The organism is Actinoplanes sp. NPDC049598 (assembly GCF_040675435.1).
In the GTDB taxonomy this organism is placed as follows: Bacteria; Actinomycetota; Actinomycetes; order Mycobacteriales; family Micromonosporaceae; genus Actinoplanes.
Genome location: NZ_JBFAOX010000001.1, coordinates 417,090 through 431,021 on the forward strand (window position 1 = coordinate 417,090; position 13,932 = coordinate 431,021).

A 13,932-nucleotide genomic window follows, 5' to 3' on the forward strand; every position below is an offset into this window, starting at 1 on the left:
GGTCAGTAAACCTCGATCTTGCCGGTGGGTCGCGGGCTGTAGCTGTCGTTGTAGAAGTACTCGCCGCGGCGTTCGAACGTGTAGGTGAACGACTCGCCCGGCTGGAGCACGAAGTCGAACAGCCCTTCGAAGAATTGCGTGGCGCCGTGCGGATGGACGTTGTCGGCCGGGTTCACGAAAGTGACCGTCGTGCCGGCCGGAACACGCAAATGCGTGGGCGCCATGCCGTTCACGGCCGTGGATTCGACCGCGCCGACGGTTCCGGTGGCCGCGTCATAGGTCCGGGCCAGGACGACGGTGTTGTTGACCGCGCTCCCTTCGACCGGGCCGCCGGAAACGGGGCGGCGGATGACCGGCGGCGGCGGTGTCGGGGCCGGCTTCACCGTGCCGCCCAATTTGAAGGTCCAGAGGAAATCGCCGCGGGGTGCGGAATCGCCGTACGGAATGCCGGTGCCCCCGGCGTAGACCGACAGGTATTCGGTGCCGTCCACCTCGTACATGATGGGGCTGGAACTGATGGCCGCGCCGCACTGGAAGCGCCACAGCTCCCGCCCGGAGAACGCATCCAGGCCGATGAGGTTGCCGTCGGGCTGGCCGATGAAGATGAGGCCGCCGGCCGTGCTGAGCACACCGTTGCCGTGGGCCAAGGAGTACGGCATGCGCCGTTTCCACCGCACTTCGTTCGTCGACGGGTCGACGGCGACCACGCCGCCGGTCTGGTATTCGCCGGGCGGGCGCAGGCCGTTGCTGCTTTCCGAGAGGGAATGGGCCGCGGCCACATAGCCGTACCCGGTGTAGACCAGGCCCGTGGTGTGGCTGTACGACTGGTGATTCCAGCACGCCCCGCCGCCATGACCGGGTGTGGAAAGCACCGGCACGTCCCAGAACGGGTCGTACAGCTTGCCGATTTTGTAGTTGGGCACGGCCCGGTTCGGATCACCCGGCACCGAGGTGCCCAGCGGCTGCGGCACGACCCTGTTCTCGATCCAGCCGCCCTGGCGCGGGAAAGGCTGGGTGGGCCACGTCTTCTGGCGCGGTTCCTGCGGTACGGGGATTTCGTCGATCCCCAGCGGCGCGGTGCCGTCGGTCCGGTCGAGGATGTAGTACATCCCGGTCTTGCTGCCGTAGACGACGATTTTGCGGAGCCGGCCGTGGATGCGGACGTCGGCCAGGACCGGGGCCATCACGTTGTCCATGTCCCAGATGTTGTGGTGCACCGACTGGAAATGCCATCGGTATCGGCCGGTCCTGATGTCCATCGCGACGATGGAGCTCGAGAAGAGGTTCTGCCCGCCGCGGCCGGAGCCGTCCTGCGATGACCCGCTGCCGCGCGCGTTGCCGAACGTCCAGTAGATCAGCTCGAGCTCCGGGTCGAGCGCCGGGTGCATCCACGGCGTGGCCCCGCCGACCTGCCAGGAGTCGCCCTCCCAGGTGTCGTTGCCGAGCTCGCCCGGCCCCGGCGCGCCCCAGAAGTGCCAGACCAGCGAGCCGTCGGTGGCGTCGAGGGCGAGCGCGGCGGCGCGGGCGGTGTCGTGGGTGCCGACGTGCAGCAGACCGTCGTGGTAGGTGACGGCGACCTTCTCCATCGTGCCGTACCCGGTGATCTGCCGCTCCCAGGCGACGGCGCCGGTGGCCTGGTCGAGCGCGATGATCCAGTTGCCCTTGCCGTGGGTGAACACCTTGCCGGCCCCGACGGCGACGCCCCGTCGCGTCACCGTCCCGCGCGTCTGCGCGTACGTCCAGAGGGTCTTGCCTGTCCGCCCGTCGACCGCGTGCACGTTGCCCAGAGCGGACTCGATGTAGAGGACGCCGCCGACGGCCACGGCCGTGCTCTGGTTGGTGCCGGTGGTGAGGCCGCCCTCGATGCGGTTGACCCAGGCGCCGCCGAGCCGGCGGACGGTGCCCTGGTTGATGTCGCGCAGCGCCGAGTAGTTCTGGTTGCCGTAGTTGCCGCCGACCTTGGGGAAGTCGGATCCGCCCGGGGTGCCGCAGGCCTGGGGCCGGGCCGAGGCGGGCGAGGGGGTCACGCCGACCAGCGCGGCCGCGGCGATCGTCCCCTTGAGAACGGTGCGGCGTTGAACTTCCATGAGTTCTCCTCCGTCGAGAGGTCCATCTGACGGACCTCGCGGTCCATCTAGAGGTACGCAGCGTACGACGGGCATGGAAAGTAATCCATGCTTGCGCAGCGCGAAACATCGTCCTTATATTGAGCCCGGCCGTTAAATCGGAACACACGGTCCGCCTGGCGGACCACCGAAGGGCGGGTCAGAGTGACGAACAGGCGCAATGTCCTCCGAGGAGCCGCCGCGGCCACCGCCGCGGCCGCCGTGGGCACGACCGCGGGCGCGGGACCGGCCGAGGCGCACGCCGGCGGCCGGGAGCCGACCGTCAAGGAGCCGATCACCGGCACCATCCCGCGCGGCCAGGAGAAGTACTTCGACCCCTACTACAACGTCGTCCGCGGCCAGGTTCCCGCCTCCTACCACCCGTGGGTGGCCAATCGCCAGGACAGGGTCCTTCTCTACAGCCGTACGGCCGGACCGCGCCACGCCCATCTCGGCCCGGCCCTGCCCGCGGGGCTCAACCCGCCGCTGACCGAGGCGCACGTGCTGCAGAACGCGATCGTCAAGTGGATGGGCGAGGTCGGCGTGCAGGTCGACTGGACCGAGGACGTCACCCTGATGCCCGGCATCGGCAGCACCTACAAGGCGGTCGTCTTCGGCAGCACCAGCCGCGACACGCTCTTCAAGCACGGCACGGCCGTGCAGCCCAACGCCGCGGTCAACACGACCACCCCGGCCCATCTGGATGCCGCCCGGACGGCGTTGCGCCAATACATGCGGGCGGGCGGCGGCTTTGTGGGAATTCATAACGCGATCGGCGGTACGGAGTACAACTGGCCCTATTACGAAGGGCTGTGCGGCGGTACGCAGTATTACGACCACGGCGCCAATCAGAACGGCACGGTCGTCACGCTCACCAAGGACTCGTCGACCGCGGGACTGCCGGCCCGCTGGGAGTTCAAGGACGAGTGGTACAACTGGATGCCGTTCCCGACGCGGGTCAAATTCCTGCTGGCCGTCGACGAAGGATCGCTGGCCACCAAGTCGAGCACGCATCCGGGCCACGGCCGATTCCACCCGATCTCCTGGTGTCAGTACTACGACGGCGGGCGGTCGTGGGTCACCGCGCTCGGGCACGACTCGCAGGCGTACATCGACGGGTCCGGCTTCGCCGGTCAGGCGTTCTTCAAGAAGCACGTCGTCAACGGGATCCTGTCCGCCATGGGCAAGATTCCCTTCTGCAGCTGAGGAGTGGAGATGGAGAAGAAGACCTGGACCAGGCCGCGCACGGAGAACCTCGAGTCGCGCGCGGAGATTTCGGGCTACGCCGGAGTCGACCGTCCGTGGCTGACCAAGCGCTGAGCCGCAAGGATTTCGCCGCCGAGTTGCGCTCCCTCGCGCCCCGCTATTGGGACGGGCATCCGTTCCATGTGCGGCTGCACGCGGGGGAGTGCGGCCCCGGTGAGGTTCGCTCGTGGGTGGCCAATCGCTGGTACTACCAGCAGATCCTGGCCCGGAAAAACGCTGCCGTCATTGCCAATTGCCCGCTGCCGGAGGTGCGCCGGCAATGGCTGTCCCGGGTCGTTTTCCACGACGGCGCCGCGCGCGAGGACTGGCTCGTCCTGGCCGACGCGGTCGGGCTCTCCCGGGATGAGCTGCTCGATGAGCGGCACGTCGCCCGGGGGACCAGATTCGCGGTGGACGGTTATCTGGACTTCTGTCTGCGGCGGCCGTGGATCGAGTCGGCGGCAGCGGCGCTGACCGAGATGTTCTCGCCCGATCTCATGACGGCGCGTGTGGTGGCGTGGCGGGCACACTACGACTGGATCAAGCCGGACGGGTACGCGTACTTCGAGAACCGCATTCCGGTCGTGCGGGATGACGCGCGGTACACGCTCGATGTGGTGCTGAATCACTGCCTTTCTAGAGAGTCGCAAACAGCTGCGGTCGCCGCGCTCGCCTTTAAATGCGACGTGCTCGGGGCGATGCTCGACGCGATCGACTATCAGGGCGGCGTCGGGTGAGGCCGGGGCTGGCTCACGGGGTCCGGCTCGTTCATGATCCGGTACGGGATGTCGACGCGCTGCTCTATCCGGAGGGGAGCCTGCTGCTGGACGGGCCGGCGCCGGACGTCGTACGGGCCTGCGATGGTCGTCGCTCTTATTCCGACATCGTCGCCGAACTGGCTCGGTCCTATGACGACGTGCGTCCGGGTGATGTGATCGATCTGATCGACGATCTTGCAGCTCGTCGCCTGCTCGTTGATCGCGGTGCCGCGGTGCAGGTCGGAAATGTCGCCGGAAAGCGTCTCGACCGGACGCCGCTGCCGATCGGCATGGTGGCCGAGCTCACCTACCGATGCCCGCTGAGCTGCGGCTACTGCTCGAATCCGGTGGCGGCCGGGCGCGACGAGCTGACCACCGAGCAGTGGCTTTCACTGCTGACCCAGGCGCGTGACCTCGGCGTACTGCAAGTGCATTTCTCGGGCGGCGAGCCGGTGCTGCGACCGGATCTGCCGGCGCTGGTGGCCCATGCGCGGGCGCTCGGCCTGTACACGAACCTCATCACCAGCGGCATCGGCCTGACCGCGCGGCGCCTCAGCGGTCTCGACCATGTGCAGCTCTCCGTGCAGCACGCCGACGCCGCCGCGGGCGACACCATCGCCGGCCTGCGCTCGGCCCACCGCCGCAAGATCGAGGCAGCCACGCTGATCCGGGAGGCCGGCCTACCGCTGACGGTCAACGTGGTGCTGCACGCGGCCAACGTGGAGGCGCTCGAAGAGATCGCGGCCTTCGCCGCGAGCCTGGGCGCGTCCCGGCTCGAGCTGGCCCACACCCAGTACTACGGCTGGGGCCTGCGCAACCGCGCCGCCATCATGCCCACCGCCGACCAGATCCACCGCGCCGACGCCGCTGCGGCCCGGGCGCACGGCCGCTTCGACATGGAGATCGTCTACGTCCGGCCGGACCACCACACGGGCCGGCCCAAGCCCTGCATGAACGGCTGGGGCGCGCGCCAGTTCGCCGTCAGCCCGTCCGGCGTCGTGCTGCCGTGCCTGGCCGCCGAGCAGCTGCCCATCGAGAAGCCGACGGGCCCGCTCGAGCAGATCTGGTTCGACTCGGAGCTGTTCAACCGCTTCCGCGGCACCGCCTGGATGCCTGATCCGTGCCGCAGCTGCGACCTGCGCGAACTGGACTTCGGCGGCTGCCGCTGCCAGGCCTTCCAGCTCACCGGCGACGCCGCCGCCACCGACCCGGTCTGCTCGTTGTCGCCGCACCACCGCGACCTGATCCCCGTCGGTGGCCCGCGTCCGCCGGTGATCCCGCGGCGCTACCGGTGAGCGCCGGCGAGTCACCCCGGCCCGCGGCGGCCGGGGGCCGCGTCTTCGGCGGGCGCGCGGCCACCCGGCGGCGCCGGTGAGGGTCCGGGTTCTCGGCAGCGCGGCCGGTGGTGGCTGCCCGCAATGGAACTGCGCCTGTGCGACCTGCCGCCGCGGACATCACCGGCTGCAGGACTCGGTGGCGGTCTCCGGCGACGGTCGCGCGTGGTATCTGATCAACGCGTCGCCGGACATCCGCGCCCAGCTTCTCGGCACGCCCGAGCTGCGTCCCGGGCCCGGCCTGCGCGAGACCCCCGTGCGCGGGGTGCTGCTGACGACCGCCGAGCTCGATCACACCATCGGCTTGCTCTCGCTGAGGGAGGCGGTCTCGCTGGTGGTGTACGCAACCACGGCGGTCACCACCGCACTGGCTCCGCTCCGGGCGCTGCTGGCCGCGTACAGCAATGTCGAATGGCGCGAGTTGCCCGCCGAGCTGGACCTCGACGGCGGCCTGAAGGTCCGCCGGCTGACCGTCGGCGCCAAGCGCCCCCGCTACGCGGCCGAGGCAAGCGGCGACGACTGGGTTTCGGCGTTGCGGCTTTCCCCAGCCCCGCCGAACAGCGACCGAAGATCAGCGCAGCGGACGGATGCAAGCGCAGTGGCCCGCGGCGACCGCATACGAACGCAGCGTTCGTATACGAACCGATCCTTTGTATACGCCACGTGTCTGCCGGCCTGGACCGAGGAGTTTCACCGCTTCATCGCCGGGGCCGACGAGGTGCTGCTGGATGGCACGTTCCAGACGGATGACGAGCTGACGCGGATGACCGGGCGGCCGGGGAGCGCGGCGAGCATGGGGCATTTGCCGATGGCCGAGTCGCGGGGGCACTTCGCGCGGCATCCGGGGACGCGGTTCCGGTTCGGGCATCTGAACAACACGAACGACGCCGCCGGCCCGGACGTGGCCGAGGACGGCATCGAGCTCATCTGATCTCCCGGGCGCTCTTGACAGGGGTGCCGTCGGGCGAGAATAACTAACGTACTGGTTCGTACAAAGAACTGGAGAGCAACGTGGACCGTCGGTTCCTGGTCGGCCTGATCGGCGCGAACATCGCCACGTCGATGAGCCCGGCGCTGCATGAGCTCGAGGCCGACCGGCACGGGGTGCGCTACCTCTACCAGCTCATCGACCCCTCGACGCGCGGTCTCGACCTCGGTGATCTGCTCGTCTCGGCGCGGCGGCTCGGCTTCCGGGGGCTGAACATCACCCACCCGTACAAGCAGGATGTCCTGAAGTTCCTCGACGAGCTCTCGCCGGAGGCCGCCCTGCTGGGCGCGGTCAACACGGTGCTCTTCGACAGGGAGCGGGCCACAGGCCACAACACCGACCGGTACGGGTTCGCGTCCGGCCTGGCCCGGCAACTGCCCGGCGTCGCGACCGGCCACGTCGTGCAGCTCGGCGCGGGCGGCGCCGGCGCGGCCGTGGCCTCGGCGATCGCCGGCACCGGGACGCGGCTGCTCACCCTGGCCGACCTCGACCGCGAACGCGCCGAGCGGCTGGCCGAGGCGATCGGCGGCAGCAGCGCCACGACGGTCGAGGTGATCGGCCCCGACGAGGTGCCGGCCCGGCTAGTGGGCGCCGACGGCCTGGTCAACGCGACCCCGATCGGCATGGAAGGCGGTCACCCCGGCCTGCCGGTGGCAGTCGAGCACCTGCGGCCCTCGCTGTGGGTGGCCGACGTGATCTACCGCCCGCTGGAGACCCCGCTGATCGCGGCCGCCCGCGCCCGCGGCTGCCGGGTCGCCGACGGCGGGGGCATGGTCGTCTACCAGGCGGCGGCGTCGTTCGCCCACTTCACCGGGCTGAGCCCGGACGAGGAGCTGATGTACGCCGATTTTGTCAGGCTGACCGGGAGTCGCCGTGAATGACGAGTTGTCCACACTGGGCGGCTGTCCACAGCGGCCCCGACCCGCTCCCGCCAACGCCGGTAGACTGGCCTGCGGGGGCTCCCCCTGGGAGGGCGGGCCCGCGGGGGTTGGACGATCACTGCCGCAGTTCCTCCGCCAGCGCCGCCCCACGCCACCGCCGCAGCAATTCCGGCAGCTCCGCGTTGTGCTCCCCGAGCACCGGGGGCGCCGAGACCGGCCCCAGCTGCTCTCCGTCCACCAGCACCCCGCTCCCGGCGACCCGCAGCTGCCCGTCGCCGCGGGCGACCGCCGCGGTGGGGGTCCCCGCCGGGAAGGGCAGCGACGCGAAGAACTCCCGCGAGGCGAGCTGGTCCGACGACACCGCCTCGGGCACGCTGGCGATGCGGGCCGCCGGCACCCCGGCCGCGGGCAGGATGCGTTCCCATTCCGCCGCCGTCCGCGCGCGGAGCGCCTCGTTCAGCAGCTCGTTCAGTTCGGAGCGGTTCTGCTTGCGCGCTTCCCGTTCGGCGAAGCGTGGATCGGTCACCAAGGACGGCCGGTCCACCAGGCGGCACAGGGTCTCGAACTGCTCTTGCCGGTTGGCCGCGATGTTCAGCGCGCCCGCCGCGGTCTCGAAAGTGCCCGACGGCGCGGCCGTGGCGTTCTGGTCGCCCATCGGCTGGGGCTCGACCCCGCTGACCACGTAGTTGGAGACGGCCCAGCCCATCGCCGACATGGACGCCTCCAGCATCGACACGTCCAGGAACCGCCCCTCCCGGCGCGGATCGGCCAGCGCCGCGGCGATGGCGAGCGCCGCGCTGAGCCCGCCGACCGTGTCCGCCACCGGAAAGCCGACCCGCTGCGGGGCCGTCGACGGGGTCCCGGTCACGCTCATCATCCCGGACAACCCCTGGATGATCTGGTCGTACGCCGGCGCCTGGCTCAACGGCCCGGACTGGCCGAACCCGGTGATCGCGCAGTAGATCAGCGCCGGATTGAGCACCCGCAGCCGTTCCCAGCCCAGGCCGAGCCGGTGCATGACGCCCGCGCGGTAGTTCTCCACCAGCACGTCCGCATGCTCGGCCAGCTCCAGGAACACGGCCCGGCCGGACGGCTCCTTGAGGTCGAGCTCGACCGACTTCTTGCCCGCGTTCTGCGCGAGGAAGGACGCGCCGAGCCGGGCCCGGTTCAGCGACGGATCCGGCCCGAGCTGACGGGCCAGGTCACCCCGCCCCGGCATCTCGATCTTGAGGACTTCGGCCCCGAGCAACGCCAGGTGATAGGTGCAGTACGGGCCGGCGAGCACATTGGTGAGATCGAGGACGCGGACACCGTGGAGCGGCCGGTCGGCCATCAGCGGTACTCCTTCCTGTCAGAGCAGCTAGAAGGACGCGCCGAGCGGATGGTCGAAGCCCCGCTCGTTCATCTGGGCGGCCGCCTTGAGCAGCGACTCGGCGAAGGCGGCGACCCGGTCGTCGCCGAAGCGGACGGTGGGGCCGCTCAGGGTCAGCGCGGCCACGACCGTGCCCGAGCGCCCGAGGATCGGCACGGCCACGGCGGACAGGCCGTTCTCCCGTTCACCGTGACTGACCGCGTACCCCTGCTGGTCGGCCTCGTCGATCCACTCGCGCATGCGGCGGACGTGGCCCTCGCCGTAGGGCGAGGACGCGGCGATCCGCTCGAGCAGCGGGTCCCCGGCGTTGCGCAGCAGCACCTTGGCCGAGGCGCCGGCCCACATGGGCAGCTCGTCGCCGACGTGCACGACGTGCCGCAGCGGTTGCGGGCTCTCCTGCTGGGCGATGCAGACCCGCACGATGTCGCGGGCCACGTAGACGTTCACGGTCTCCCGTTCCCGGGCGGCCAGCTCCCGCATCATCCGCTGGGTCTCCGGTGGAAGCTCCCAGCTGCGCCGGGCCAGGTGCGCCCACCGCCACAGGCCGGGCCCGGCCATGTAACCGGAGTTCGTCGCCCACAGCAGACCGCTCTGCTCCAGGGTCTGCACGAGCCGGATCACGGTCGTCTTGGCCAGGCCGGTCGCGGCGACGATGTCGCGCACGGCGATCAGCGGCCGGTCCTCGCTCAGCAGGGACAGGATGTCCAGCGCGCGCTGGACACTGCGGACGCCGGGGCCGTCTTCGTCGCGGGTCACGATGCCTCACTTCCTCTCAAGGGCTGCCCCTGATTGTGGGGTCATCGGCTCGTAACTTTCTCGACCCGGCCTCTTGCCTTCCGCTGGCGGCCAACCGTACGTTACACCGGAGTCCGCACAGCGGTCCAGAGTAGGCGCAAGCGGTCCGCTAGACGGACTACAGCGGAAGGGGAGGCGAAGATGGTCGAGCGAACGCCGACGCTCCTCGGTGGAAAATGGATCTCCGACGGGCCGGTCGCCGAGCGTGTCGGCCCCTACCTCCGTACGGTCGTGAGCGCCGCCCGCATCGCCGAGCCGGGCGACGCCCGCGCCGCCGCGGAATACGCCAGGGCCAGTGCCCGTACGATCGCTTGCCTCGCCCCCGCCACCCGGGCCGCCGTCCTCGATCGGGCGTCGGCCCTCGCGGTCGAACGCCGCGACGCGATCGCCCGGCTGCTCGCGCTGGAGCTGGGCAAGCCGTTGCGCGACGGCCGGGGCGAGCTGGACCGGGTCGCCGACACGTTCGCGGTCTGCGCGGCCGAGGCCCGGGCCATCGGCGGCGACCTGCTTCCGGTGGCCGGCTGGGCCCGCGGCGTCGGCAACACGGCGCTCACCTATCGGGCGCCGGCCGGGGTGGCGCTGGCCATCACGCCGTTCAACGCGCCGGCCAACCTGCTCGCGCACAAGCTGGGCGCCTCGTTCGCGGCCGGGAACAGCACCATCGTCAAGGCCCCGCCCCAGGCCCCGGCCGTTTCGGCGGCCGTGGTGGCGCTGCTGCTCGACGCGGGCGCGCCGGTCGAGGCCGTCCAGCTGCTGCACGGTGGGGGAGAGGTCGGCGCCGAGCTGTGCGCCGCGCCCGAGGTGGCCGTCATCAGCTTCACCGGCAGCGCGGAAACGGGAGCGGCGGTCGCGCGGGCGGCCGGCGCCAAGCGCTTGGTCCTGGAGCTGGGCGGCAACGCGGCCACCATCGTGTGCGACGACGCCGATCTCGAACAGGCCGCGCAGGTGTGCGCCCGCACCGGCTACAGCAATTCGGGTCAGAGCTGCATCTCGGTGCAGCGGATCTACGTGGACCGCCGACGAAAAGACCGATTTGTCGAGCTGTTGACCGCGGAGGTGAAGAGACTCCGCGTGGGTGATCCGCTCGACCCCACCACCGACGTCGGCTCGATGGTGGACGACGCAGCTGCTGAACGCGTCCAAAAATGGGCGACGACGAGCGGCGGCGAGATCACCGTCGGCGGCCGCCGCGACGGCGCGACCCTGAGCCCGACCGTTGTCGTCGACCCGCCGGAATACGCCGAGGTCGTCGTCAAGGAAGTGTTCGGCGCACTCGTGACAGTCCTGCCGTTCGACGATTTCGACGCGGTGCTCGAGAGGTGCAACGCCAGCAGCTTCGGCTTGCAGGCCGGGCTGTTCACGAACGACGCCGGCCGGATCTTCCGAGCCTGGCGTGAGCTCGAAGTCGGCGGCCTGATCGTCAACGGCTCCTCCAACTACCGCCTCGACCACGTCCCGTTCGGCGGCGTCAAGGACTCCGGCTTCGGCCGCGAGGACCCCCGCCACATGGTCGAGGACTACACCGTCGTCAAGACGCTGATCCTGCGTGGCCTGTCGATCTGGGGAGAGAACTGATGAAGACCGCCGCCGACGCCCTGGTCGAGCAGCTCACGAGCTACGGCGTCACGCACATCTTCGGCACGTGCGGGCACACGAACATCGCGCTGCTCGACGCGCTCGGCCGCAGCGACATCGACTTCGTCATCGCCCGCCACGAGCAGACCGCCGCCCACGCCGCCGACGGCTACGCCCGGGCCACCGGCAAGCCCGGTGTGCTGCTCATGCACGTCGGCCCCGGCATGATGAACGCCGTCACCGGCGTCGCCACGGCCGCCCTGGACTCGGTTCCGCTGGTCGCCATCTCCGGCGACATCCCGTCCTACATGTACGGGCGTCATCCGCACCAGGAAGTCAACCTGCACAACGACGCCGACCAGGCCGCCATCTACCGCCCGTTCGTCAAGCGGGCCTGGCAGGTGCAGCATGCGGCCGACCTGCCCCGCTTCACCGAGCGCGCCTTCTGGACGGCGACCAGCGGCCGGCCCGGCGCGGTCCTGCTCAACGTCCCGATGGACATCTTCAACCGGGAGGCGCCCAGCGGCGACCATCCGCTGCCGGTCACCACCACGAAGCCCGATCTGTCCCCGGCGGACGCCGACAAGATCGCCGCGGCGCTCGTCGGGGCGGAACGGCCGCTGATCTACGTCGGCGGCGGTCTCCGTAACAACGAAAGCCTGAAGACGCTCGCCGAACACCTGGACATCCCGGTCGCGCACTCGCTGATGGCCAAGGGCACCCTGCCCGACGACCACCCGCTGGTCATGGGCATGACCGGCTTCTGGGGCCTCAAGGAGACCAACGAGTACGCCCGGAACGCCGACGTCGTCCTGGCCATCGCGACCCGCTTCGCCGAGACCGACTCCAGCTCGTGGGATCCCGAGTACACGTGGCGCTTCCCGCCGTCGCGGTTGATCCAGATCGACATCGACCCGGCTGAGATCGGCCGCAACTACCCGGTGGAGATCGGTGCGGTGGCCGATGCCGGTCTGGCCACCCAGCGCATTCTGCACGCCGTACAGCAGCAGAAGCCGGAGGGAACCGACCGGCCCTCCCTCCGCTCGGAGATCGGCCAGGCCCGGGCCGAGCTCTTCGCCGCCAGCGCCGAGCGCGGCCGCAGCGACCAGTTCCCGCTGCGCCCCGAGCGGATCCTGGCCGACGTACGGGCCTCGCTGCCGTCCGGCGCGGTCCTGGTGACCGACGTCGGCTGGAACAAGAACGGCGTCGCCCAGTGCTACCCGCTGCCCGCCGACGGACGCTTCATCACCCCGGGCGGCGCCTCCACCATGGGCTTCGGCCCGGCCGCGGCCCTCGGCGTGCAGCTGGCCCAGCCGGAGCGGGTCGTCGTGGCGCTGATCGGCGACGGCGGGATGAGCGCCCAGCTGCCCGCGCTGCCGATGGCGGTCGAGCAGGGCCTCCCGGTGATCTTCCTGGTGATGAACAACCGTGCCCACGGCACGATCTCCGACCTGCAGTCGAGCTTCTTCGGCCGCAGCTACGGGTGCGACTTCGTCGACCCGGACGGCAACCCGTACAGCCCCGACTTCGCCGCCCTCGGACGCGCCTGCGGCGCGGACGGCTACGTGGTGGCGGAGCCGGGCGATCTCACCGTCGCCCTCAAGTCGGCCGTCGAGCGCCGCCGCCCCGCGGTGATCGACGTCCCGATGGTCAACGAGCCGGTGCCCACCCCGGGCCACTGGAACATCAAAGACATTTATCAGGGTCAATTCAAATGATGAGGTGACACGCACATGTTCCTCCGCATGAGAGCCACCTTCGCCGTCCTCGCCGTCGCCCTCGCCGCCGCCGCGTGCAGCGCGCCCGGCTCCGACAAGGAAGAGGCCGGCAACGACTCCGGTCCCATCAAGATCGCCGTCGTCGACGCGCAGAGTGGCCAGCTCAGCTCGCTCGGCGCCTGGGAGCTCAAGGGCGCCCGGCTCGCCGTCGACGAGTGGAACGCCAACGGCGGCGTCAACGGCCGCCAGATCCAGCTCGACGTCTTCGACGACCAGGGCGACCCGACGATCGGCACCAACCTCGCCCGCAAGATCGACAGTGAGGGCTACATCGCGATGATCGGCACCGCCGAGAGCGCGGTCACCATCGCCATGGCGCCGCTGCTCAAGCAGGCCGAGATCCCCAACATCACCTCCGGCCAGTCGCCCGGCCTGGTCGCCACCAAGAGCGACTTCCTGTTCCTGAACGGCCCGACCTCCACCACGTACGACGAGACCCTGGCCAAGCACATCGTCGACCAGGAGGGCATCAAGAGCATCGCGATGATCACCAACAACGGCGGCTACGGCAAGGGCGAGCACGACGCGTTCCTGAAAGCCCTGCAGAGCCGCAACGTGACCCCGCTGGCCGACCAGGTCGTCACCGCCGACCAGAAGGACTTCAGCGCGGTGCTCACCTCGATCCGCCAGAAGAACCCGAAGGTCATCTTCCTGGGGGCCGAGGAGGTCGAGTCCGGCCTGATCGTCAAGCAGGCCCGCGACCTCGGCATCACCGCCACCTTCGCCGGCGCCGCCCCGCAGGGCACGCCGGTCTTCCTGGACACCGCCGGCGCCAAGAACGCCGAGGGCACGATCGTCAGCTCGCCGTACCTGAGCAACGACATCGACGAGGCGTCCAAGAAGTTCGCCGCCGCGTACAAGGCGAAGTTCAACGAGGAGGCGGAGCTGCACGGCGCGAAGGCGTACGACGGCACCCAGATCCTGCTGACCGCGCTCAAGACGAGCAACGTCGCCACCGGCAAGGCCCTGTCCGACGCGATCCGCGGGACCAAGCACGACGGCCTGCTGGGCGACTTCGCCTTCGACGAGACCGGGGTCGGCATCTTCGAGACGTCGATCGGTGTCATCAAGGGCGGCCAGCTCGTCGCCGCCGAGAGCTGA

At 70.2% G+C, this 13,932-nt stretch carries 11 protein-coding genes; 8 read left to right on the forward strand and 3 right to left on the reverse strand.

Annotation, left to right across the window (positions count from 1 at the left end; translation table 11 throughout):
* Positions 1–2 precede the first annotated feature (2 nt).
* A complete protein-coding gene (locus AB0J66_RS02070) occupies positions 3–2,087 on the reverse strand; it encodes a PQQ-binding-like beta-propeller repeat protein (RefSeq protein WP_364654888.1) in 2,085 nt (694 codons plus the stop codon).
* A gap of 183 nt (positions 2,088–2,270) precedes the next feature.
* On the opposite strand from AB0J66_RS02070, the gene AB0J66_RS02075 reads away from it, so the two are divergent.
* From AB0J66_RS02075 to AB0J66_RS02095, 5 genes are all read left to right on the forward strand, one after another.
* The gene (locus AB0J66_RS02075; protein WP_364654889.1) at positions 2,271–3,311 is read left to right on the forward strand and encodes a ThuA domain-containing protein; all 1,041 of its coding nucleotides are present in this window, start codon (positions 2,271–2,273) and stop codon (positions 3,309–3,311) included.
* Between the two features lie 95 nt (positions 3,312–3,406).
* Positions 3,407–4,087, forward strand: coding sequence for a pyrroloquinoline quinone biosynthesis protein C (locus tag AB0J66_RS02080; protein WP_364654890.1), 681 nt, complete (start codon positions 3,407–3,409; stop codon positions 4,085–4,087).
* Complete coding sequence (pqqE, locus tag AB0J66_RS02085; RefSeq protein WP_364654891.1) at positions 4,084–5,403, forward strand: pyrroloquinoline quinone biosynthesis protein PqqE; 1,320 nt, start codon at positions 4,084–4,086, stop codon at positions 5,401–5,403. Before AB0J66_RS02080 ends, pqqE begins: the two co-directional genes overlap by 4 nt.
* Positions 5,404–5,479: 76 nt before the next feature.
* The gene (locus AB0J66_RS02090) at positions 5,480–6,373 is read left to right on the forward strand and encodes an MBL fold metallo-hydrolase (protein WP_364654892.1); all 894 of its coding nucleotides are present in this window, start codon (positions 5,480–5,482) and stop codon (positions 6,371–6,373) included.
* 80 nt (positions 6,374–6,453) lie between these two features.
* Positions 6,454–7,311: a shikimate dehydrogenase gene (locus AB0J66_RS02095; protein WP_364654893.1), complete on the forward strand. Its 858-nt coding sequence runs from the start codon at positions 6,454–6,456 to the stop codon at positions 7,309–7,311.
* Between the two features lie 115 nt (positions 7,312–7,426).
* Here the strand turns inward: AB0J66_RS02095 and AB0J66_RS02100 are convergent, their stop codons facing one another.
* A complete protein-coding gene (locus AB0J66_RS02100; protein WP_364654894.1) occupies positions 7,427–8,644 on the reverse strand; it encodes a CoA transferase in 1,218 nt (405 codons plus the stop codon).
* A 27-nt stretch (positions 8,645–8,671) separates the two neighbouring features.
* Positions 8,672–9,439 (reverse strand): IclR family transcriptional regulator, encoded by a 768-nt coding sequence (locus tag AB0J66_RS02105; RefSeq protein ID WP_364654895.1) that lies wholly within the window; start codon positions 9,437–9,439, stop codon positions 8,672–8,674.
* Positions 9,440–9,619: 180 nt separating this feature from the next.
* Here AB0J66_RS02105 and AB0J66_RS02110 point away from each other — a divergent pair, with 180 nt between their 5' ends.
* Genes AB0J66_RS02110 through AB0J66_RS02120 form a run of 3 tightly spaced genes read left to right on the forward strand, consistent with a single transcriptional unit; the run spans position 9,620 to position 13,932 of the window.
* A complete protein-coding gene (locus AB0J66_RS02110) occupies positions 9,620–11,053 on the forward strand; it encodes an aldehyde dehydrogenase family protein (RefSeq protein WP_364654896.1) in 1,434 nt (477 codons plus the stop codon).
* A complete protein-coding gene (locus AB0J66_RS02115; RefSeq protein ID WP_364654897.1) occupies positions 11,053–12,771 on the forward strand; it encodes a thiamine pyrophosphate-binding protein in 1,719 nt (572 codons plus the stop codon). The genes AB0J66_RS02110 and AB0J66_RS02115 overlap by 1 nt, the downstream gene beginning before the upstream one ends.
* A 27-nt stretch (positions 12,772–12,798) precedes the next feature.
* Positions 12,799–13,932 carry an ABC transporter substrate-binding protein gene (locus AB0J66_RS02120; RefSeq protein WP_364654898.1) on the forward strand — a complete coding sequence of 378 codons (1,134 nt, stop codon included), beginning with the start codon at positions 12,799–12,801 and terminating at the stop codon, positions 13,930–13,932.

Bases quoted from the DNA above. Each gene is read 5' to 3' on its own strand.
- AB0J66_RS02070 (WP_364654888.1), bottom strand. From the start codon at position 2,087: ATGGAAGTTCAACGCCGCACCGTTCTCAAGGGGACGATCGCCGCGGCC.
- AB0J66_RS02100 (WP_364654894.1), bottom strand. From the start codon at position 8,644: ATGGCCGACCGGCCGCTCCACGGTGTCCGCGTCCTCGATCTCACCAAT.
- AB0J66_RS02110 (WP_364654896.1), top strand. From the start codon at position 9,620: ATGGTCGAGCGAACGCCGACGCTCCTCGGTGGAAAATGGATCTCCGAC.
- AB0J66_RS02115 (WP_364654897.1), top strand. From the start codon at position 11,053: ATGAAGACCGCCGCCGACGCCCTGGTCGAGCAGCTCACGAGCTACGGC.
- AB0J66_RS02120 (WP_364654898.1), top strand. From the start codon at position 12,799: ATGAGAGCCACCTTCGCCGTCCTCGCCGTCGCCCTCGCCGCCGCCGCG.